This window comes from Amycolatopsis sp. NPDC050768, assembly GCF_040654155.1.
In the GTDB taxonomy this organism is placed as follows: Bacteria; Actinomycetota; Actinomycetes; order Mycobacteriales; family Pseudonocardiaceae; genus Amycolatopsis.
In genome coordinates this window covers 221680-241743 of record NZ_JBFAHL010000002.1, presented here as the reverse complement: position 1 = coordinate 241743, position 20064 = coordinate 221680, and the positions used below count along the sequence as shown (strand labels likewise).

At 68.1% G+C, this 20064-nt stretch carries 18 protein-coding genes and 1 pseudogene; 10 read left to right on the top strand and 9 right to left on the bottom strand.

What is annotated here, in order from left to right; genetic code table 11:
* Positions 1-5 precede the first annotated feature (5 nt).
* The 4 genes from AB0H62_RS08340 to AB0H62_RS08325 all read right to left on the bottom strand — a co-directional run bounded on the left by AB0H62_RS08340 (position 6) and on the right by AB0H62_RS08325 (position 3549).
* Complete coding sequence (locus AB0H62_RS08340) at positions 6-857, bottom strand: YbaB/EbfC family nucleoid-associated protein (protein WP_360584945.1); 852 nt, start codon at positions 855-857, stop codon at positions 6-8.
* 216 nt (positions 858-1073) lie between these two features.
* A complete protein-coding gene (locus tag AB0H62_RS08335) occupies positions 1074-1571 on the bottom strand; it encodes a DUF3291 domain-containing protein (protein ID WP_360584943.1) in 498 nt (165 codons plus the stop codon).
* A 31-nt stretch (positions 1572-1602) separates the two neighbouring features.
* On the bottom strand, positions 1603-2259 hold the full coding sequence (locus AB0H62_RS08330) for a helix-turn-helix domain-containing protein (protein ID WP_360584941.1): 657 nt from the start codon (positions 2257-2259) through the stop codon (positions 1603-1605).
* 447 nt (positions 2260-2706) lie between these two features.
* Entirely contained in the window at positions 2707-3549 is an 843-nt protein-coding gene (locus tag AB0H62_RS08325) for an Lrp/AsnC ligand binding domain-containing protein (RefSeq protein ID WP_360584939.1), read from the bottom strand.
* A 293-nt stretch (positions 3550-3842) separates the two neighbouring features.
* On the opposite strand from AB0H62_RS08325, the gene AB0H62_RS08320 reads away from it, so the two are divergent.
* Entirely contained in the window at positions 3843-5327 is a 1485-nt protein-coding gene (locus tag AB0H62_RS08320; RefSeq protein ID WP_220242745.1) for a CocE/NonD family hydrolase, read from the top strand.
* Positions 5324-6043 (top strand): SDR family NAD(P)-dependent oxidoreductase, encoded by a 720-nt coding sequence (locus AB0H62_RS08315; RefSeq protein WP_220242744.1) that lies wholly within the window; start codon positions 5324-5326, stop codon positions 6041-6043. Before AB0H62_RS08320 ends, AB0H62_RS08315 begins: the two co-directional genes overlap by 4 nt.
* Before the next feature lie 89 nt (positions 6044-6132).
* On the opposite strand, the gene AB0H62_RS08310 is transcribed toward AB0H62_RS08315, so the two are convergent.
* Complete coding sequence (locus tag AB0H62_RS08310) at positions 6133-6993, bottom strand: alpha/beta fold hydrolase (RefSeq protein ID WP_360584937.1); 861 nt, start codon at positions 6991-6993, stop codon at positions 6133-6135.
* A 498-nt stretch (positions 6994-7491) separates the two neighbouring features.
* Between AB0H62_RS08310 and AB0H62_RS08305 the strand changes: the two genes are divergently transcribed.
* Together AB0H62_RS08305 and AB0H62_RS08300 are read left to right on the top strand one after the other, a co-directional pair.
* Positions 7492-8310 (top strand): alpha/beta hydrolase, encoded by an 819-nt coding sequence (locus AB0H62_RS08305; protein WP_360584935.1) that lies wholly within the window; start codon positions 7492-7494, stop codon positions 8308-8310.
* 91 nt (positions 8311-8401) lie between these two features.
* A complete protein-coding gene (locus AB0H62_RS08300; RefSeq protein WP_220242741.1) occupies positions 8402-9286 on the top strand; it encodes an alpha/beta hydrolase in 885 nt (294 codons plus the stop codon).
* Positions 9287-9342: 56 nt separating this feature from the next.
* Here the strand turns inward: AB0H62_RS08300 and AB0H62_RS08295 are convergent, their stop codons facing one another.
* Positions 9343-10245 (bottom strand): AraC family transcriptional regulator, encoded by a 903-nt coding sequence (locus tag AB0H62_RS08295; RefSeq protein ID WP_220242740.1) that lies wholly within the window; start codon positions 10243-10245, stop codon positions 9343-9345.
* Positions 10246-10432: 187 nt separating this feature from the next.
* On the opposite strand from AB0H62_RS08295, the gene AB0H62_RS08290 reads away from it, so the two are divergent.
* Together AB0H62_RS08290 and AB0H62_RS08285 are read left to right on the top strand one after the other, a co-directional pair.
* Positions 10433-10900: a MarR family transcriptional regulator gene (locus AB0H62_RS08290; RefSeq protein WP_220242739.1), complete on the top strand. Its 468-nt coding sequence runs from the start codon at positions 10433-10435 to the stop codon at positions 10898-10900.
* A 103-nt stretch (positions 10901-11003) separates the two neighbouring features.
* Complete coding sequence (locus tag AB0H62_RS08285; RefSeq protein WP_360584932.1) at positions 11004-13889, top strand: AAA family ATPase; 2886 nt, start codon at positions 11004-11006, stop codon at positions 13887-13889.
* A 65-nt stretch (positions 13890-13954) separates the two neighbouring features.
* Here the strand turns inward: AB0H62_RS08285 and AB0H62_RS08280 are convergent, their stop codons facing one another.
* A complete protein-coding gene (locus tag AB0H62_RS08280) occupies positions 13955-14767 on the bottom strand; it encodes an SDR family NAD(P)-dependent oxidoreductase (RefSeq protein WP_360584930.1) in 813 nt (270 codons plus the stop codon).
* A 372-nt stretch (positions 14768-15139) separates the two neighbouring features.
* Between AB0H62_RS08280 and AB0H62_RS08275 the strand changes: the two genes are divergently transcribed.
* Together AB0H62_RS08275 and AB0H62_RS08270 are read left to right on the top strand one after the other, a co-directional pair.
* Entirely contained in the window at positions 15140-16108 is a 969-nt protein-coding gene (locus AB0H62_RS08275) for an alpha/beta hydrolase (RefSeq protein ID WP_360584928.1), read from the top strand.
* A gap of 115 nt (positions 16109-16223) precedes the next feature.
* Positions 16224-16775, top strand: coding sequence for a DUF302 domain-containing protein (locus AB0H62_RS08270; protein ID WP_360584926.1), 552 nt, complete (start codon positions 16224-16226; stop codon positions 16773-16775).
* A gap of 113 nt (positions 16776-16888) precedes the next feature.
* Here the strand turns inward: AB0H62_RS08270 and AB0H62_RS08265 are convergent.
* Positions 16889-17317, bottom strand: a pseudogene (locus AB0H62_RS08265) (dihydroxy-acid dehydratase); the annotation flags it as partial.
* Between the two features lie 10 nt (positions 17318-17327).
* On the opposite strand from AB0H62_RS08265, the gene AB0H62_RS08260 reads away from it, so the two are divergent.
* Together AB0H62_RS08260 and AB0H62_RS08255 are read left to right on the top strand one after the other, a co-directional pair.
* Complete coding sequence (locus tag AB0H62_RS08260; protein WP_360584925.1) at positions 17328-18464, top strand: right-handed parallel beta-helix repeat-containing protein; 1137 nt, start codon at positions 17328-17330, stop codon at positions 18462-18464.
* A gap of 174 nt (positions 18465-18638) precedes the next feature.
* Positions 18639-18887: a hypothetical protein gene (locus AB0H62_RS08255; RefSeq protein WP_220242715.1), complete on the top strand. Its 249-nt coding sequence runs from the start codon at positions 18639-18641 to the stop codon at positions 18885-18887.
* Positions 18888-19241: 354 nt separating this feature from the next.
* On the opposite strand, the gene AB0H62_RS08250 is transcribed toward AB0H62_RS08255, so the two are convergent.
* Positions 19242-19862 carry a helix-turn-helix domain-containing protein gene (locus AB0H62_RS08250; protein ID WP_360584923.1) on the bottom strand — a complete coding sequence of 207 codons (621 nt, stop codon included), beginning with the start codon at positions 19860-19862 and terminating at the stop codon, positions 19242-19244.
* Positions 19863-20064 lie beyond the last annotated feature (202 nt).

Genomic DNA, 20064 nt, shown 5'->3' with positions numbered 1-20064 from the left:
CCCGGCTATTCGCGGATCATGACCGGGCCGCCCCAGCCGTCGTCGTCATCGTCGGGCGGGGCCGGCGGGTGCAGCGGCGGGGCCGGCGGGCGCAGCGGCGGTGGCGGCGGCGCGGCCTCGGGTTCGTCGGCGAGCCGCCCGATCCGGCTGGTCGGCGCCGGCGGAGTTTCGTCCCGCTCGGGTTCCGGCTCCGGGAACTTCGCCCGGTAGCTGCCGACGATGGTGTCGCGGGTCTGCGGATCGTCGCCGATGGTGTCCGCCATGACCTCGCTGAGCCGGTCCGGCAGCTTCGACTGCGCGGTGCGCAGCGCGGACAGCACCGCTTTCGCGACCTGATCGCCGGACATCTCCCGGACGCGGTCGGTGATCCGCAGGTCGGTGACGTTGCCGGCGGAGTCGACGGTGACCGTGGCGGTGCCGTCTTTGCTGGCTGCCGACACCACGACCTGCTCAACGGCCTGCTGCATCGCGCGGTAGCGCTGCGCTTTCTGCTTCGCATGCGCGACTAATTGGTCGACGCGGGCTTCCGCATTCTCCGCTTTGTCCGATATTGGGTCGCTCATCCGGTTGTTCACCCCCATCGCCGAGCCGGGTACGAGGAAACCATCGAAATCGGACCGGCGTGCGGCAGATGTTCCGGAATTACGCCGAATGGCGCACGATGGCACTGAGTCGGCGGAACCGTCCGGGAACGGGTTGATGCCGGCGCGATGGATTCTCGCGCTGAGGCCGGTTACGCGGCGCTCCTTGTTCTTCGCAGCAACGGTGAACTCGGAGAGGTGGGCGAACGCTGGGGGCTTCGGTTGGTGTTGTGCTCGACAAGTCGCACTGCATCGAAGCATCAGCTGAGGCGTCACTCCCACGTGAGGTGAGGCATCGGCTGAGCTACGCGAGCAAGCAGCCGAAATCTTCGAAGCTGAAGGAAAACGAACGCTCCCGTACGTGCTGAAGGTCGAGAGGACCGAACCCAGTGCGGACCCGAAGACGCCGTCCGCAGGCGTATCGGCAACGTGAACGAGAAGGACGGGGTGCGCGGATTTCCTCCGTGGGGTGGTGCCCGGACGGTGGTGTGCCTACGTCCTGACTGTGGCGGCCACCGGTCGCCACGGCGCCGACTCGGCGTCCGCGGGCTGGTAGCTGTCCCTGAAACCGAAGGCGCAAGGCGTGGAGCCCCGCTCGTGTAACAGTTCCAGGCGCTCGACGGCCTCCTCGACGGTGGGAATGTGCCCGGCGGGGATCCACCACATCACCTGGAACGGCGCCTTCGGAGGTTCGAACCACTCCGCACGACGGCGCAGCACGTCCAGGTGGCCGCTGCGGTAGACGTAGTCCCACAGGGCGTCCCGGCTCTCCCAGGCGGACATGTTCACCAAAACGTCGTCGCCCAGCGACGTCCGGATCGCGGTGGCGTCGGCGCCGCCGTCCGCAACCAGTCGCCAGATGAAGCCGGGCGCGTTGTCGGCGACCTCGTTCAGTGTGTCGAGCATGGACGTGAAGCTGTCCGCGCGGCCGTCGTCGAGGGGGAATTTCAACGTGCCCACGTTGAGCTGGGCGAGGTGGTGTCCCGTCATGCCCTCACCTCATCACCGCGGGCTTTCTATGTCAACTCACATTATTTTTAGAAAGCTCGACGACGACGCAGCACATCCCAGGTCGCGGGTCCATGCGGGCCCGCAGCCCTTTGGCGCCCTCCAACAACCCTTCCAATAGCGCCAGGTTCATGCCGCACACCAACACCGGATGCCGCGCGGAGAGGACGTGGAAGGGGCAGTTGGCGAGGCGCAGGGCGTCCCCGTCGTCGTCCAAGCGAGGCTCATAGCCGCGAGCGGTCAGCAGAGCCTTCGCTGCGTCGAGACCGTCGACCGGCGCGGCGGCACGAGCGGCCCGCCCCTCCCGACGAGCGGCGGCCTGCAACTCGGTGTCCAGGCGGGCGGCCTCGGCGACCTCGGCCAGCAGATCGGCGGGGGTGCGGTAATCGCGTGGGGGAACCGAGAACTGGCGCTCGGCACCGGACCTGCGGTAGAGCTTGGCCGGCCGCCCGGCGCCGGGGCCCGCGCGCCCGCTCAGTCGCCTGCTTTCGGTCTCCAGCAGCCCCGCATCCACGAGCTTGTCCAGATGGAACGCGGCAAGCGTGCGCTGGATCCCGGCGCTCTCCGCAGCCTCGTTCCGGCTCACCTCGTGGTCCTGGGCTGCCACGTAGTCATACAACCGCCGCCGGATGGGGTCCTGCAGCATGGCGATCGCTTCGATGTCCTCCACGCAGCCAGTCTAAGAACAACGGAGATGCTTGTTAGAGAGCGCCTGGGCGATCCTTGCCGAAGCCCTCGCCCCGCTGGCCGGCGCGAGTGGCGGATGGTGGTCCGCAGAAGGTCTCCCACGCCTACGACCTCGCCTATCCCGATGGTCCGGGATGACTCGCGCCGGCAGGGTGGCTGACGATGAGTTCGACGGGTCGGCAGGGTCGATCCGAAGGAGCTCCAGGCCTGTCGTAACTGACCACATGCGACAGTCCACTGTGGTGCACGGGGTCGTTTCGGCTCCGCCGTCCCGGATCGGTTCACCTGTGGGTTCACGGTCGAAGAACACTACGGTGACCGCTCAGTGGACTCACCGTCCTCGGAGTGCACCGCGTCGACCAGGATCTTCTCGGGTGCCGCGCTCTGCACTAGGTCCAGGTAACGCGGGCGGGACACTTGTGACGACCGCTTATCGGACCGGCTGGGGCGTGTCCGTGTCGAGCCGGCCGTCCGGGCGCAGCAGCCAGCCCGCACGCTTGCGCGTGCGCAGGGTCACCGAGCTGTCGATGAGAGCCCCGGGCGGCAACAGGTCCTCGAGCACGCCCTGCAGCTGCATCAGGTCGGTGAGCCCCGCCGTCCAGGCGAAGACGACGAAGTTCGCGGGTCCGGTCATCGACATGCACATCCGCACACGCGGCTCGGCTCGCATCCTGGCGACCACGGACAGCAGGAGCGGCTTCGGCACGCGGCACCACCAGATGACGCTCACCGGCCATCGGGTATGCAGTTGCGACAGTTCGCACCGCATCGCCAGCGCACCTGCGTTGAGCAGCCGCCCCAGCTGCCGCCGCACCGTCGACGCCGGTCGGCCGACCTGGTCGGCGATGTCGATCGCCGTCGCCCTGCCGTCTTTGCTCAGGACCGACATCAGCGGCGCGTAGGTGGGCGCGGCGATGTCGACCGGCGCTCCTCGCCCGCTGGGAGCGGAGGCCTTCGCGGCCTTCTCGACGGCGGCCTGTTCGCCGGCGTCGAGCGCGTCGAGCCGCCACTGCCTGCCTTCGATGTGCATCTCGGTGCCGAGGTGCGTCCTCGTCGACATCACGCCCGGGATCCGTGAGAGCTCGTCCAGGATCAACGAGGACAGTTTCTCGAAGGTCGGCGCCGCGACGATCGTCATCAGGTCGCGGCCGCGGGCCGCGTACTCGATGGCGCGCACGTGGCCCAGCCCCTCGAGTGTTCTGACCACGTCGTCGAGCCTGCCCGGCGCGCAGTCGAAGTCGACGATGGCCAGCTGCCGGTTGCGCGCGGCCACGCCGCCGAGAGGATAGGCGTAAACCCACGCGATCTCGTTCTCGCGCAGCCGGATCCATCGGTTCGCGAGTGCCGGGGCCGACGCGCCCAGGACGGTCGCGAGGGAACTCCAGCTGGCTCGTGGCCACAGCTGCAGCGCATGGATGAGTGCGAGGTCGTCCTCGGACTGCTCGATCCGATCGCGAGCCGCTCGATTGACGATCGAAATGGGTGTTTCTACGGCACAAGGCGGAACTGATGAGGACTTCGTCGACTCGGAGCCATCGGTCGGGATGCCGTGGTTACGCTCCGGACATGTCGGAACCGTTGTCACCTGCCGATCTGTCCGTGCACTTCGCAGGACTCGACCTCTCGAAGCCCGTGGCTCCCTCGACCTCGTCGACGGACCCGTTCTTCACGTATGCGAGACCGGAGACACACGGCGTTCACGTGAGCAAGGTCCAGGTGGAGATGCGAGACGGCGTGCTCCTGGCCGGCGAGCTCCATCGCCCCGCGAACCCGGACGGCACCCCTGCGTCCGGGCGGTTTCCGGGCATTGTGTACGAGTTCAACGGGTACAACGCGGTGTCGTTCATGGGGGCCGGTGCCCGCTCGTTTGTGACCCGTGGGTACGTGGCCCTGGTGTGCAGCGTGCGAGGCAGTGGCGACTCACCGGGTGAGATCGACCCGTTCGGCCCGCAAGAGCAGCGTGACAACGTCGACCTGATCGCGTGGCTCGGGACGCAGCCGTTCTCGACGGGCAAGGTCGGCCAGATGGGCGTGAGCTACGGCGGGCACACCACCATCCTGGCCGCCGTGCACCAGCCGGAACACCTCACCGCGGTGATCGCGACCCAGGCGCTGAGCGACTGGTACGAGGACACGATCTACCTCGGCGGCGGGATCTACAACAACCGGATCCGCGGCTGGCAGAAGGACACCGCCCCGGCGACCCTCGAAACTTACCCCCAGCACCCGCTCTACGACGACTTCTGGCGCGAGCGCAGCGTGCGGGCGCGCTGGGACAGGCTGGACGTTCCGGTTCTCGACGTCGGTGGCTGGCTGGACCAATACCGCAACGCCATGGTGAAGAACTTCCGAGCCCGCCCCGAGAACGTGTGGATGGTCGCGGGCCCGTGGAGTCATGGCATGCTCCCGGGCCAGTTCGAGGACATCGCCACCGCGGCGTACCTGGCGTGGTGGGACCGCTGGCTCTCCGACGACGTCCCCGGCCTCCTGCCCGAAACCAAGGTGACCTCCTACGAGATGCCCGACGCGGGATGGAAGCAGTACTCGACCTGGCCGCCGTCCGAGTCGCGGGAAGACCACTTGACCTTCGCGTCCGGCGGCAAGCTGGTGGCCGGCTCGGTCGAGAAGACCACCGACGCGTTCGACGTGGAGACCGGTGCGCTGCTCGCCGAGACGGAATTCCTTCCGGCGGATCTGGTGCTGGCCGGCACCCCGTTCGTCGATCTGCGAGTCTCCTTCACCGCGGACGAGGGATACATCGCGGTGGTGCTGGAAGACCTCGGCCCCGACGACGCGGCCTCCAGAGTCACCCACGGCTTCCTGCGCGCCAGCCACCGCGATGGCAACGAACAGCGAGTACCGGTGGAACCGGGAGCTTCCTACGACCTGCGCGTACCCCTGTGGGCGACGCACCACCGGTTCAAGGCGGGGCACCGGCTGCGGATCCGCGTCGCCAGCCGTGACGAAGGCGTGATCGACTCGGACTCGCCCGCCGGAACCGTGACCGTCCACTATGGCCCGTCCACCTTCACCTACCAGATGATCGGATGACCCGGTCCCTCCTCGCCGGAAAGACGGCCATCGTCACCGGAGCGGGCCAGGGCATCGGTGCAGGCATTGCCCGCGCCTTGGCCCACGAAGCCGCCTCCGTGGCGGTGGTCGATCTCGACGGAGCCCGAGCGGCGGCGACCGCGAAGGAGGTCGGCGGCCTGGCGATCACCTGTGACGTGAGCGACGTCGATCAGGTGGACTCGGCCGTCGCCGCGGTGGTGCGGCGATTCGGTTCCGTCGACGTGCTCGTCAACAACGCCATGGCACAAAAGCCCATCCCCCTCCACGAGCTGGATCCCGCGGATTTCGAGCTGCCCTTCCGCGTCGGTCCCTTCGGCAGCTTCCTGTTCATGCGCGCGTGTTTCCCCTATTTGCGCACCAACGTGCAGCACGATTCCGTTGTGCTTTTCGTGGTCATGACTCCGCTGTCGACCCTGGGCACGTCGCTGGCATTCGCCGCGCTCCCGGCGATGATCGCCGAGCACAGCCCTTCCGACGAGATCGCGATGGCCACCGGGATGTACAACACAACGCGGGCGATCGGCGGCAGCCTGGGCGGCGCGGTCTTCGCCTTCGTCCTGTCCAGCATGACGCTGCCCGGCACGAGAATCGCCGGCGAAGGGGCCTACGTTCTCGCCTGGACGATCTGCGCGGCCGCGGGCGTCATCACGATCGATTTCCTCGCTCTCGTCGGCCGCGGGAGCCGCCGGAAATAGCCCGGCCGCCGGCTTTGCCGAGGACGTGGCCGGATCCGGCCGGCCGGCTGTCGATGCGGGAGCGGACTGTCGTGGCCGTGGTTACCCGGTCACCGCTGACGGGTCGCAGCCGCGCGGTCCGCGATGATGTCCGCGACGCGCGCCGGCGCCGACAGGAATGCTGAATGTGCCGTGGGCAGCTCGACGACCGTCGTGGGGTTCGTGGGGAACGCCGTGTCCGCTTGAGCGACGAAGAGCCGCTGCAGCCCGGCCGGAATGGTGCGGTCCTCCGTGCACACCACGTACGTACGGGGAATCGATCCCCAGCCTTGTTCGGTCAACGTGGTGCTCTCGGCCACCATGGCCAGCGGCGCGTCGCAGCTGAGCAGCGCGGTCGCGGCCGCCGCCTGGGAAGGTTCGACGTCTCCGTAGAAGGCTGCGCGGATGGCCGCCTGAGCCTCGGGATCCGGACTGCGGTGGTCGATCCGCAGCGCGCCGATGGTGGCCGGGTCGCCGACCAGCAACTGCATGAACCGGTTGTCACGGCCCTCGGGCAGCGACGGGTAGTCGAGGCACGGCGTGTTCGAGGCCGGCATGTACGCAGCCAGATACACCATGTGCGCGACGAGCTCGGGCCGCCGTTCCGCTGCTCTGCTCAGCACCGCACCACCCATGCTGTGCGCCACCACGCAGACCGGCTTTCCCCCGCCGACGCTGTCCAGTTGCGCCACCAGAAGGTCGGCGGCAGCGTCCAGCCCGACCCCCGAGACCGGCGACGGCTCCGTGGCGTAGGCGACCGGGTCGAACGGACGCCGGGCGGCGGATGCCGGAGACGTCGCGTGGAGACCGTGCGCCGCCATGTCGACCGCGACGGCGGTGCGGCCCCGCCCTGCCAGCTCGGCGATCACCTCCGTCCAAGCCCACGCTCCGTGGTAGAAGCCGTGCAGTAGAACGACCGGCTCGTTCGACATGAATCCTCATTCTCGACGCAGGGGTCACGCGGGCATTCCGCCGGAAGGTAGCGGATTCGCGACTGTCGCGGTCACTGTCATTTGACTGGTTTTGCCTTCGTCCGTGGGCTTCGGTCCCGGCGCACTGTCCACCTGCGACCGATGCTGGGGTTCCTGCTGTCCGGGTATGTCGCGGGTGATTCGGACCGCGGCTCGTGGTGACCACGCCGGCCGCGAAGCCCGGCGGATGCGGACCGGGGCCCCGGCGCGGGAGCCGGGTAACGCGCGCCGCCACGCGCGGCCGACCTGCGTGACACCGACACCTGTCGAACGACTGTCCGAGGCGGCGCGACGGCGCCGATTCCCTGTGGCCATCCGACGGAAGCGGGCGGGCAGAGCGGGACTGGATCCTGAGAACCGCCGGGGATGCGCGCTCGGCCCGCATCGAGGCGGCTTTCGAGGAGCGCCGGTCAGGCCTGCTCCAGTGAAGACAGCGTCCTATTCAAAGGGAAGATTCGCATGAATGATTTCTCCGCCGACGAGGCCGACACCATTGTGCTCGTTCACGGCCTCTGGGTGAACCCGCGCAGCTGGGAGGGGTGGAAACACCATTACGAGGCCCGGGGATACCGGGTGTTCACCCCGGCCTGGCCGGGGCTCGACCGCGAGGTGGAGGAGCTCCGGCGCGATCCCGCGGGTATCGCGGGCGTCGGCCTTCGCGAGGTGGTCGACCACTACCAGAGCGTCATCCGCTCGCTGGATCGACCGCCGATCATCATGGGCCACTCGTTCGGCGGCACCGTCGTACAGCTCCTGCTCGACCGCGGGCTGGGCAGGGTCGGCATCGCCATCGACTCGGCAGCCGTCAAGGGCGTCCTTCCCCTACCGCTGTCGACCCTCAAGTCGACCTTCCCGGTCCTCGGGAACCCGGCGAACAAGAACAAAGCGGTCGCGCTGACGCCGGAGCAGTTCCACTACGCCGTCACCAACACTCTCACCGAGAGCGAGTCCGCTGCGCGCTACGAGCGGTACGCCGTCCCTGGCTCGGCACGCGTGCTCTTCCAGGGGGCGTTCGGCAACTTCAACCCCCGCGCCGTGACCCGCGTCGATTTCCGCAAGCGCCAGGCCCCGCTCCTGTTCATCGCGGGGGAGGCCGACCACCTCGTGCCGCCCAAGGTCAACAAGGCCAACTGGCGACTCTCCAGCAAGTCCGCGGCCGTCACCGAGTACAAGGAATTCCCCGGGCGCTCGCACTTCATCATCGGCCAGGACGGCTGGCAGGAAGTCGCCGACTACGCCCTGAACTGGGCCGAGGAACACGCCGCCGCCCGTGTCTGAGCGTCGACGCCTCCGGACCCACCACCACGAACCCCCGCAGGCGGACACGTCTGCGGACAGCAATGACAATTGTTTCGAACAAGGAGAAACCGTGCGTAAACGTCGTGTTTTCCGCTCCGCCGTCCTCGGCGCGACCGGGATCGCCCTCGTCGCCGGCGTGACCACGCTGGCATCGGCCGCACCGGCCCCCCAGACCGCGCCTGTCGCGCTCTCGCACCCGGCCGCGGCTCCCAAGCCGACGATCGTCCTCGTCGACGGAGCCTGGTCGAACTCCCAGAGCTGGGGCGATGTGACCAGGTCCCTGCAGGCGGCCGGCTACCCGGTCGTCGCCCCGCCGACGGCCCTGCGCAGCCTCTCCGGCGATTCCGCCTTGCTGGCTTCCTACCTCAACACCATCCAGGGCCCGATCGTCCTGGTCGGGCAGTCCTACGGCGGAGCCGTCATCACCAGTGCCGCCACGGGCAACGCCAACGTCAAGGCTCTGGTCTACATCTCGGCCTTCGAGCCGGACACGCATGAAAACGTCACGGCCCTCGCTGGGCAATTCCCGGGCAGCCACCTCAGCACCGATCCCACCGCGGTGCCTCCCACCGCCCTCAGCGCCGTCCCCGTCCCCTACACCAACCCCGCCGGCGATCCCGAGATCGAGCTGTACGCCAAGGCGGCCCAGTACCGGGACCTGTTCTTCAGCAACCAAGTCTCCGCGGCCACCGCCGCGGAACTCGCCGCTACGCAGAACCCCGTCGCCTCGACGGCCCTGGGCGAGAACCTCGCCGGCGAGCCGGGCTGGAAGACGATCCCCTCGTGGACCCTCGTCTCCAACGCCGACCACCTGATCCCCCCGGCCGCCGAGCGCTTCATGGCCACCCGCGCCCACTCCCACATCGTCGAGGCCAACACTCCCCACGCCGCACAGGTGACCAACCCGGGGATCGTTGTCAACCTCATCGAGCGGGCCGTCGCGGGCACCCGGTGACGTGAACCGGACGACACCGCCGGCCAACCCGGCGGTGTCGTCCGGTATCGGCCGATTTATTCCGTCGTTCCTTCGAAGGAAGCAGAACCAGTCCCGCCCCGCCACGCCCGCGGCGAACTGCCGTAGGCACGAGAAAACGCCCGGCTGAAGGCGGCTTCCGAGATGTAGCCCACGCGGGCCGCGATCCGGCCGACCGGGTCGGCCGTGCCGCGCAGCAGGTGCGCCGCGTGGCCCAGCCGGCACCGCAATACGTACGAACCGGGCGTTTCCCCGACCGACTCGGCGAACCGCGTCGCGAACGCCGAACGCGACAGCGACGTGAGCCGCGCCAGCTCGTCGACGGGCCAGTCACGGCCGGGGTCCCGGTGGATCGCGGTGAGGACCGGTGCGAGCACCGGGTCCAGCGCTGCCGTCAGCCAGCCGGCGTTGCGCACATCGCCGGCTGAGGCCCACGACCGCAGCGACCAGATGAAGAGCAGATCGAGCGCTCTCGAAACCATCACGCGGGTGCCGGGTGCCGAGTTCGTCACCTCGAACACGAGGAGCTCCCTGATGGGCAGGAGCCACGCCGCGGATCGCGCGTCGCCGCGGATCACGATCGCCGCAGGCAGAACGCCGAGCAGTGGCGCGGCGACAACCGTCTCGACCACGAACTCCCCGGTCACCCAGGTCGTGTGCGGCGTCGCTCGGACGATGTGGGCATCACCTCGCGCGAGCAGCACCAGGTCTCCTGTACCCAGCTCCACCGTGTCTTCGCCCGCCACCTCGACGCTGATCCCGCCCTCCTCGACGAGGTGCAGCACCCTGGCCCCGGCCGGATGCCGCTCACGCGGGCTCGATCGGCGGCGCACCTCGCCACCCTGCAGGTGAATCGCCTGCAACACGTCCGAGAGCGCATCGTGCTCGCCGTAAGCCGGCGGCTGTGGTGAATCGGCAAAGTCTTCCGGATCTTGAGCCATGTTTTCGCTCCGTCCTCCTTTTAGGCTGCGACGCTGAGTGCGCGAGTGGTTCCGCCCGAACGGACCCGGCGCTCCCGACGGAGGAGGCACCCCATCATGTCTGCCAAGTGGACCGTATGTCATCGGATCATCTGAGGAAAATCGATCCGAGGTCGGATGATCCAGCTGCGGATGATACGGTCGCGCAGTGTCTCCGAAGAGCGGGCGTCGCGACGAGTTGCCGCCACCCGACGCCGCCTCGGCGATCGGCGACCTGACCTGGCTGGCTCACCGCGCGGCGGCAGCGCTCGGCGACGCGTTCAACGAGGTCTCGCGGGATGCGGGGCTGGCCGATCTGCGCGACTGGCTCGTTCTCGAGCTGATCAGCAACGGTCCGGAGCGGACGCAGTTGGAGATCGCCACGGAACTCGGTGTCGACAAGACCACATTGGTGTCGATTCTCGACCGGATGGAGCGCGACGGGCTCGTCGTCCGCGAACTCTCCGCCCGTGACCGGCGTGTGCGCATTCCGAGGGCAACCGCGAAAGGCGTCGAGGTGAAAGACCAGGTCGCCATCGCCCGCGATACGGCGATCATGCGTCGCCTGTCCTCGATTCCCGCCCGTGACCACGCGAAGTTTCACGCGATGCTGTGGAGCATCGTCCAAAATTATTGACCACCCGAACGCGGAACCACTGCTTTAGCGCCACGTCTGCACAACGGCTGACGTCAGCACTCCGCGCGGTAGGAGTGAAGGATCCCGACGTTGACAGCCAGAAGTGCACACCGGCGAATCGCTTGTGGACAGTCCGGCCCGCGAGGTCGGGCCCCGGGCCGGGAAGTCTCGACGGGCCGCGCAGGCGGGGGAGCGTGATCCGGTGGGCGACAACGGCCTTTTCGACCACGGTGGTGTCGATTCCCTGGTGGGGCGCGGCGTGGCACTCGAGAGGATCCGCGGCTTCCTGGCCGCCACAGATCGCGGCGGGGCGCTCCTGTTGTCGGGCGCGGCGGGGGTGGGCAAGACCGTCCTGCTCGATGCCGTTGCCGAAACCGCGGTCGCGAGTGGCTCACGGGTCCTGCGTGCCGCCGGCGTCGAGTTCGAGGCCGACGTCAGCTATTCCGGGCTGAACCAGGTCCTCTTCCCCCTCTACGAGGCGTTCGGCGAACTCGACACGGCACACGCCGATGCGTTGCAAGTCGCCCTTGGCTTCGGGAGCGGAGTACCGCCGGAACGGCTCGTCGTGTCGAACGCGACTCTCATGCTCCTGCGTCACGTGGCCAAAGCCGGCCCGCTGCTCCTGATCGTCGACGACCTGCCGTGGCTTGATCGGGCCAGCGCCGCCGTGCTGGGCTTCGTCGCCCGCAGGCTCAACGGCACCCGCGTCACCTTCCTCGGCGCCATGCGCTCGGGTAGTGAGACCTTCTTCAACCGCGGTGGCCTGCCCGAGTACGAGGTGCCGCCGTTGGACGAAGAGTCCTCACACCTCCTGCTCAACACTCGATTCCCGACGCTGGCCGCTCGAGTGCGTCAGCGACTGCTGTCGGTGGCCGAAGGGAACCCGCTGGCTTTGCTCGAGTTGCCCACGGTGCTGAGCGGGGAGCAGCGTGTGGCCCTGGAGAGCCTTCCCGTAATACTTCCGCTCAGCCTACGGCTTCAGGCGTTGTTCGTCTCTCGGGTGTCCGTCCTCTCCCTCGCCGCACGGCGGCTGTTGCTGCTCGCGACGCTGGAAGGAACCGGCAATCTCGCGGTCCTGCAGGCGACGGCGCGCGAGGCCGGCTACGAATCCGACCTCGAGGACCTCGCTTCGGCCGAGCAGGATGGGCTGGTGGCTTTCGACGAAGGCACGCGCCGGCTCGTTTTCCGGCACCCCTTGATCCGGTCGGCGGTGGTGGATGCCTGCACGAGTGCCGAGCGCCGGGCGGCCCATCGAGCGTTGGCCCACGTGCTGGTGAGCCAGCCCGAGCGGCGGGCCTGGCACCTCGGCGAGGCTTCCGTCGAGCCGGATGAGCAGGTGGCCGGTCTGTTGGACCAGGCGGCACGCAGCATCGCGGCCCGCGGAGACGCCGTCGGAGCGGTCGCGGCGCTGGTACGGGCGGCCGATCTGAGCCCGCACAGCTCGAATCGCGCTCGCCGGCTCGCCGAGGCCGCCTACATCGGCGCCGACGCGACCGGGCAACTCCGCAACGCCTCGGAACTGCTCGAAGGTGCCCGCTTGGCCGACCCGGAGCTGATCGGCTCTCTCCACTTCGCGGCCGCCGCCGTCTTCCTGATCATCAACGGCGACGGGGACATCGACACCGCCCACCGACTGCTGACCGGCGCCATCGAGTCCGGCACGCACCGCTACGAAGCAACGGACGGCGCCCTCATCGAGGCGCTCCACCTGCTGCTGCTCCTCTGTTTCTTCAGTGGCCGCGCGGAACTGTGGGAACCTTTGTATGCGACGCTCCGGCGTCTGCGACCGGAGCCGCCCGCCCTGCTGTCGGTGGCTGCCAAGACCTTCTCCGACCCAGTCCGTTCCGGTGCCGGGGCTCTGGATCAGCTGGAATCCGTTCTCAGCGACCTGCAGAAGGAATCCGACCCCGGCCGGATCGTTCGCGCCGGCACCGGCTCGCTCTACCTCGATCGCCTGGCAGATGTCCGCGAGCCGTCGTGGCGAGTTGTCTTCCAAGGGCGGGACGGTGGTCCGCCGCGCCGGCACGTCGGCGCGCTGATGCACCTGTGCCTGGACGATTACCTCACCGGCAGGTGGGACGAATGCCTGGAACTGGCCGACGAAGGAGCCCAGGTGTGCGAGGACTCCGGGTACCACTTCTTCACTTGGTACTTCTGGTACTGCCGAGCCGTCGTCGCCGCGGCCCGCGGTGACGACGAAGCCGTCGACCGCCTGACTGACCAGATCATCCGCTGGGCCACGCCCAGGGGAGTGGGGGTGGCACTGCACTACGCCCGGCACGTCCGCACAGTCGCCGAATCCGGCCGCGGTGACTTCGAAAGCGCTTACCGGAACGCGACGGCGATCAGCCCAGCGGGTACGTTCGCGTCCCACGTGCCGCATGCATTGTGGGTGGCGTTGGACGTCGTCGAAGCCGCGGTGCGGACCGACCGGCAGACCGCCGCCGTCGCTCACGTGCGCGCCATGCGGGAGGCCGACATCGCCGCGCTGTCCCCGCGGCTCAGCCTGCTCGCCGCGGGTTCGGCGGCGTTGTGCGCCACCGACGACGACGAGGCGGTGCGCCTGTTCGAGGAGGCGCTGGAATTGCCGGGCGTCGAAAGGTGGCCTTTCGACCTGGCCCGCGTTCACCTGGCGTATGGGGAACGACTGCGACGTGCCCGCGCGAACGCCGACTCCCGAGAGCCACTGCGTCTGGCCTACGACGCCTTCACGCTGCTCGGCGCCAGTCCCTGGGCGGACCGTGCGGCCAAGGAGCTGCGTGCGACCGGATGGGGCGCACCGAGAACCACGGCGAGCGGAGAAGTACTCACACCCCAGGAGCGGGAGATCGCGGATCTCGCGGCGTCCGGCTTGAGCAACAAGCAGATCGCCGAGCGCCTGTACCTCTCGCACCGGACCATCGGCGCACACCTGTACCAGATCTTTCCCAAGCTCGGGATCACCTCCAGAGCCGCACTTCGCGACGCGCTCGAGGCCCTGGAGAAATGACACCGCCACAGTGATGCGCGACGCATCGCCGGACCTCTCGTCGGCCGGACCAGGTGGACGCCGCCTTACCACACGGCGCCCTGGTCGGATGCGGTGCCGGGCCGGCCAGGAACGATCCTCAGTGGACGGGTGCCCTTGGGGCTGCCGACGGCGGCCGCGATGGCCTGGGCCGCGAGGGCGACCTCCGCGCCGGTGAGCGCCTGCGCGGCCAGCCTCGAGTCCACCCGGTGGACCAGGCCGGGGTATCGGCCTTCGTACGCCTGAACCGTCTCGGCGTCGTCCGGGCGGACGGTGCGTACGTGCGGGCCGCTCTCGGGGACCAGGAAACCCGGGACGACGATCGTGGTCTCGACCCCGAATTCGGTCAGCTCCTGGGCGTAACTCGATGCGAGATGGTCGATCATCGTGACCGCTTCGGAGTGCAGCGCAAGGTAGGGAGCGCCCTCGGCATCGTGGTTCGCAGGCACCACCCATACCAGCAGGCCATCCTGCCGCTCGCGCATCTGCGGCAGCACGCAACGGTTGACGCGCTGGGTGGACAGCACATGCGCGTCGTAGATCTGCGCCAGCTGGTAAGGGGTGAAGGATTCGAGCGGCCCCCGGGGCACCGGGCCGACGGCGTGGACCACTGCGTCGATTCTTCCGGCTTCCGTCAAGATGTGATCGACCGCTGTTGAGACCGAGCGCTGGTCGGCTACCTCCAACGAAATGGGGCGCAGGCGGGTCCCGCGCCCGCTCGGCTCGGCAAGGCGGCCGGCTGGGTGGACGACAGCCGGGCTGATCCCCGCGTACGCGGTGTGGCCTGAACCGACCAGCGCATTGGCGGTGGCAGCTCCGAGGTCACTGGAAGCCCCGGTAACAAGGACGATCTGTGACATGGTGCTCCTCGTTACTCTTCGGCAGATCATGGAAGCGGAGCGGCGACCTAGAACGGTGGAGGCCGGCTCGCCATCACCAGCCCACACCCGGCTGTCCCATCAGTGTCGGCATGACGGAATCCATTCGCATAGGTCGAATGACTGTCAGCGAGACTGTGGCTCATTGATCCGGCCCTGAGCACGTGAAATGCGCAGCCAGTGCCGATTGCACGGTAACGGGCACGGGGATTTCCGTCGATCGCCGGCCCTGTGGGATCTCAATCGGTTCAGCGCGCGTGAAGATCATCGTGAAACCTGATTTCGTCACCTCGTCCTGGCTGCACCGACCTTCACATAAAGCGGCGGCACGGAGGAATGACTGCCTGGTGCGAAGTGACGCGCTGCCCGGCGGTGGTCTTCCGACCGAAGCGGCTCCCCGCCGATCCCGGCGAGGCTGTCGGACAGCGCCAGGAGGCGGATTCCCATCGAAGAGCGCGGACCACCGCGCAAGAAAGGCAAGACATGGCAGCGAGTTTTGTGCAAGCACCGGCCGAGACGGTGGACGTCGGCGGAACGCCGTTCGCGTACCGCGAGTTGGGCCCGGCCGCCGGCGTGCCGCTGGTGTTGCTGAACCACATCACCGCAGTGCTGGACGACTGGGACCCCGCCGTGGTCGACGGCTTCGCGGCCGAGCGACGCGTCATCGTGGTGGATCTCCGGGGCGTCGGAGCCTCCGGCGGCACCACCCCCGACAGCATCGAGGCGATGGCCGCCGACACGGTGGCCTTCCTGGAGGCTCTCGGGCTGGACACGGCCGATCTGCTGGGCTTTTCCCTGGGCGGCATGGTGGCCCAGGCGGTCGCCCAGCAGCGACCCGATCTGGTCCGGCGGATCGTCCTGGCCGGCACCTCGCCCGCCGGTGACGAAGGGCCTGCCGGCTGGGGCGCCGTGCTGCAAAGCGCTTTCGGGAAGTCGGCCACTGAAGGCAAGCACCCCAAGCACTTTCTCTTCTTCTCGCCGACGCCCCGCAGCCAGGCAGCTGCGGATGCCTTCATCGCTCGCCTGGACGAGCGTACCGAGGACCGCGACACGCCCGTGACGGACGAGACGATCGGTGCCCAGCTGACCGCGGCCACGAAATGGGAGCAGGGCACCTCACCCGCCGGTCTGGCCGACGTGGACAAGCCCGTCCTGGTCGTCAACGGCGACAACGACATCCTGGTGCCGACGATCAGCTCGTTCAACCTCGCGCGGCTGCTTCCCAACGCCACATTGAGCATCTACCCGGACGCGGGCCATGGCGGGATCTTCCAGTACCACGAGCTGTTCGTACAGCAGGTGCTGGACTTCCTCCGCGACTGACAGGCCGCCACGGTGCCGTCGGCGATCGGCACCGTGGCCGCCATCCTCGCTTGTCTCACCGGTTCCCCCGACCCCCGTCGAGCAACAGCCATGACCATCGAAGGACGGCAACGCCATGCCCGCCAGTGATTCCCCTTCCATCCAGACTTTCGCACACGAGGTGCTCCGCCTGACCATCCCCGTCACGACAACCTTTTCGGAATTCCGAGAAGATTACGAACGCGCGGTGCCGGTGCTCGACGCCGCTCGAATCGAGCAGTTCAAGAGGGAACAGGCCAGCTGGGACGTCGTCCGGGAGGCCACTGAGGAAAACGCCCCGCACAGCTTCATTCGGTACTGGGGCACCGACGTCGGCTCTCTGATGGAACTGGCCGCCGAATCGCGTCCGTGCGCGGAATACCTGATGGGCAACCACGTCTACGCCCAGCGCATGTTCCGGCACGACCCCTCGGTGATGCTCTATGCGCCATTGCGCACCGCGATCTTCGTGGACCACGACGACCGCACCTGGTTCACGATCGATCAGCCCAGCACCCGATTCGACAGCTTTCACGATCCGCGCATCGCCCAGGTCGGGCGAGAACTCGACGCCGAGCTGGCCGCCCTCCTCGAGCACCTCGGCCTCCCGGTGCCGGCCGAATTGATCGCTGACGCCGACAACAACTGACGATCGGCCAGCCATCCGGAACGACCCTGTGCGGGAGCTACCCGCGGTCGCCCTGAGCCCGGTATCGCAGGAATCAGGGCGACCGCCACGGGTGTACCGCTTCTGCCGGCCGGCTAGAGGACTCGCCGCGCAGCGCCGGTGTCGGCCGAGGTCGCCATGGCGGCGTAGGCGCGCAGAGCCTTCGAGACCGGACGATCGCGATCCGTCGGAGTCCACGGTCGCTCTGATGCGTCCATCTTCGCGCGGCGTTCGGCCAGGACTTCGGCGGGGACGTCGAGCTGGAGTACCCGCTCGCGGACGTCGATGATGATCCGGTCGCCGTTCTCGACGAGTCCGATTGCTCCGCCCGCCGAGGCTTCAGGCGCGACGTGCCCGACGGAGATGCCGCTCGATGCGCCGGAGAACCGCCCGTCGGTGACGAGGGCGCACTTGGCGCCAAGGCCGGTGCCTTTGAGGAAGGCCGTGGGGTGGAGCATCTCCTGCATCCCGGGGCCGCCGGCGGGGCCTTCGTAGCGCACGATCAGCACGTCGCCAGGTTTGATTCGCAGCTCGTTGGTCCGGCTGAGCGGTACGCAGGCCCAGCCCATCCACGACCTCACCTTCCGCGGCCTGAGCTTCGAGCACACCACCTGGCTGCAGCCCGGCACCGCGGTGGGTTACGCCGACCAGCAGAGCGGCACGTTCATCACCGGCACCTACCCGCAGCCGGCGGACGTCCTCACGTCCTGTCAGCTCGGGTGTCCCCAGTTCGAGGCCACGCGCAACGGCTGGAACCAGGTGCCCGCCGCCGTCCAGGTCTCGGCCGCTCGCAACATCTCGTTCGTGGGCAACACGTTCGCCCACCTCGGCCAGGTGGCGCTCGGCATCGGCAACGACGCGAACGCCCACGCCTCCGGTATCGGCCTCGGCGCGTCGGGGATCACCGTGCAGCACAACACCTTCACCGACGACTCCGGCTCCGGCATCGTCGTCGGCGGGGTGCAACCCGACGCGCATCACCCGCGTAACCCGGCGATGACGAACAAGGACATCACCATCACCGACAACCTCGTGACCGACGTCGCGCGGGACTACAAGGACATGGCCGGCATCCTGAGCACCTACGTCACCCACGCCGTGATCGAGCACAACGAGGTGTCCGACCTCGCCTACGACGGCATCGACGTCGGCTGGGGCTGGGGCGCCAACGATCCCGGTGGCAGCCAGGACTATCGCAACCGCGGTCTGTACGACTACCAGCCGGTGTACACCACACCCACCACGCTGAAGGACACCGTGGTGCGCGGCAACCTCGTCCACGGCACCAAGAAGGTCTTCCACGACGGCGGGAGCATCTACAACCTCTCCGCCGACCCGGGCGCCATGATCGACGACAACTACATCTACGACAACCACAGCACGGTCGGGCTGTACCTCGATGAGGGCTCGCGCTACGTGAGCCTGTCGCACAACGTGATCCAGGACGCCGGCGTCTGGGCGTTCACCAACGCGAGCTCCACCAACAACACCAACGACAACACCTTCACCGGCAACTGGTACAACACCGGCGCCACCCAGGTCGCGACCGGCTCCCCGCACAACAAGGTGCTCGACGGCAACGTCCACCTCACCGACGGGACCTGGCCCCCGGCGGCGCAAGCGGTGATGGAAAACGCCGGCATCCGCCCGAACTCCGGCGCCTCGTCCTGACACCGAACGGCATTTCCGTCACACGCCGACCGTAACCGGCACACCTCGACGCCCGGGAGAGACTCCGCTCTGGGGATCTCTCCCGGGCGTTACGGCGTTCTCCGCCGCGCCGGACAGTTCGGTGGCATCAAGCACCTGCTGATCGACCTGGACTTCCGCGTCGACGACCACGGCATGGACGGCCCGTTCCGATTCTCGCTGGTGACGGCGGACTGGGAAGTCTCTTACTCGGCAGACTTCGGGCCTGGAGGTGCGTGGTACCGGGCCGAAAGCGAGGATGCGCACGTCTGCCCGCGCTCGGCCCGCGATACAGGCGCACCACGCGCAGATTGGCTGAACGACAACAAACCGACACTCTTCCTGTCCGGCGACCGGATGCTGAGTCTCAGGGATGTCGGATCCGAGGGCGATGCGCCCGCATGACCGGAACTGACGACATACGCTTGAGCTGTGATCAACTGGCGCAACACCACCCACGAATGGGTCAGCACAGTGGACACCGCACACCTCAAGGCCCGTCCGCTCCGCGCCAGCGGAGTCACAGCCGTCGCTGGGGACCGCAGGGGCGTCGGTCCATCCTGTTGCGCAGATCCTGCTTCGGTTCGCCCGCTGTATCGCAGTGTTCGCCTGACGGTGGCAGGCGAAGAAGTGCTTCAAATGCGCGAAGTCCGAGCCTGGCGCGGCGACGTGCTTTACCGGACTACGGGATGTCGCGAAGTACGTAGCCGCGTGCCGGTCGAGATTCGATCGTCGCGTTTGGTTGAGATCTCGGAGTGATCAGTCCGGATCTGGCGCGGCGGCGAGATGGTCGACGCCGAGGACGCGGCTTAGGGAGCGGCGGAGTGCGCGGAGAGCGTCGTCGGCGTTCATCCGGTTGGCTCTGACTTCGTCGCCTGCAGCGTGGGCGAGGGCGAGGAAGGTCGCTACCAGCCAGGTGGCTGGTAGCCGGGGGTCGAACGCGCCCTCGTCTTGGCCCCGGGTGATCAACTGCTGCAGGCGGTCGAGGATCGGTTGGTGCTGCTCGCGGGTGGCCTCGCCAGTGGCTTGCGTGGACGGGATCTCGGGCAGGTGATGGCGATTCCCGGTCTGCCACGCGACGGTGAGCAGGCGGTCGAGCGCCGCCGCGGGGGAACCGTGGTCGATGTCGGCGGCGTCGATGGCTGCGACGACATCGGTCAGGGCGCGCTGCTCGACAGCGTGGATGAGGGCCGCTCGGGACGGGTAGTGCGTGTAGACGGTCTGGCGGGCGACGCCGGCGGCGGTCGCGATCTCGGTCATGCTGGCGCGGGGGCGGTCGCGCAGGATGATCACCGCCGCGTCGAGGATCGTCGCGATGCTGCGCTCGGCGTCTGCCCGGCGATGCTGCCGCGGTGAATGATGAACTGCGTTTGTGGACATCACTGTCAATGTTAGCAGCCCGCCGCGTGTTTCTGAGGGGTCGGTGGCGCACGACAGAATCAGGCGGAGGATCCCACAAACCACGTAATCGTCCGGACTGGAACGCGCCGAAGAGCGAGGATGGAGAATTCGGGGGTGGCAGTAACTTTGACAGCTCTGTAACATGTCGAGATGAAGCCCGACAGCATGGGGTTCGCCGACT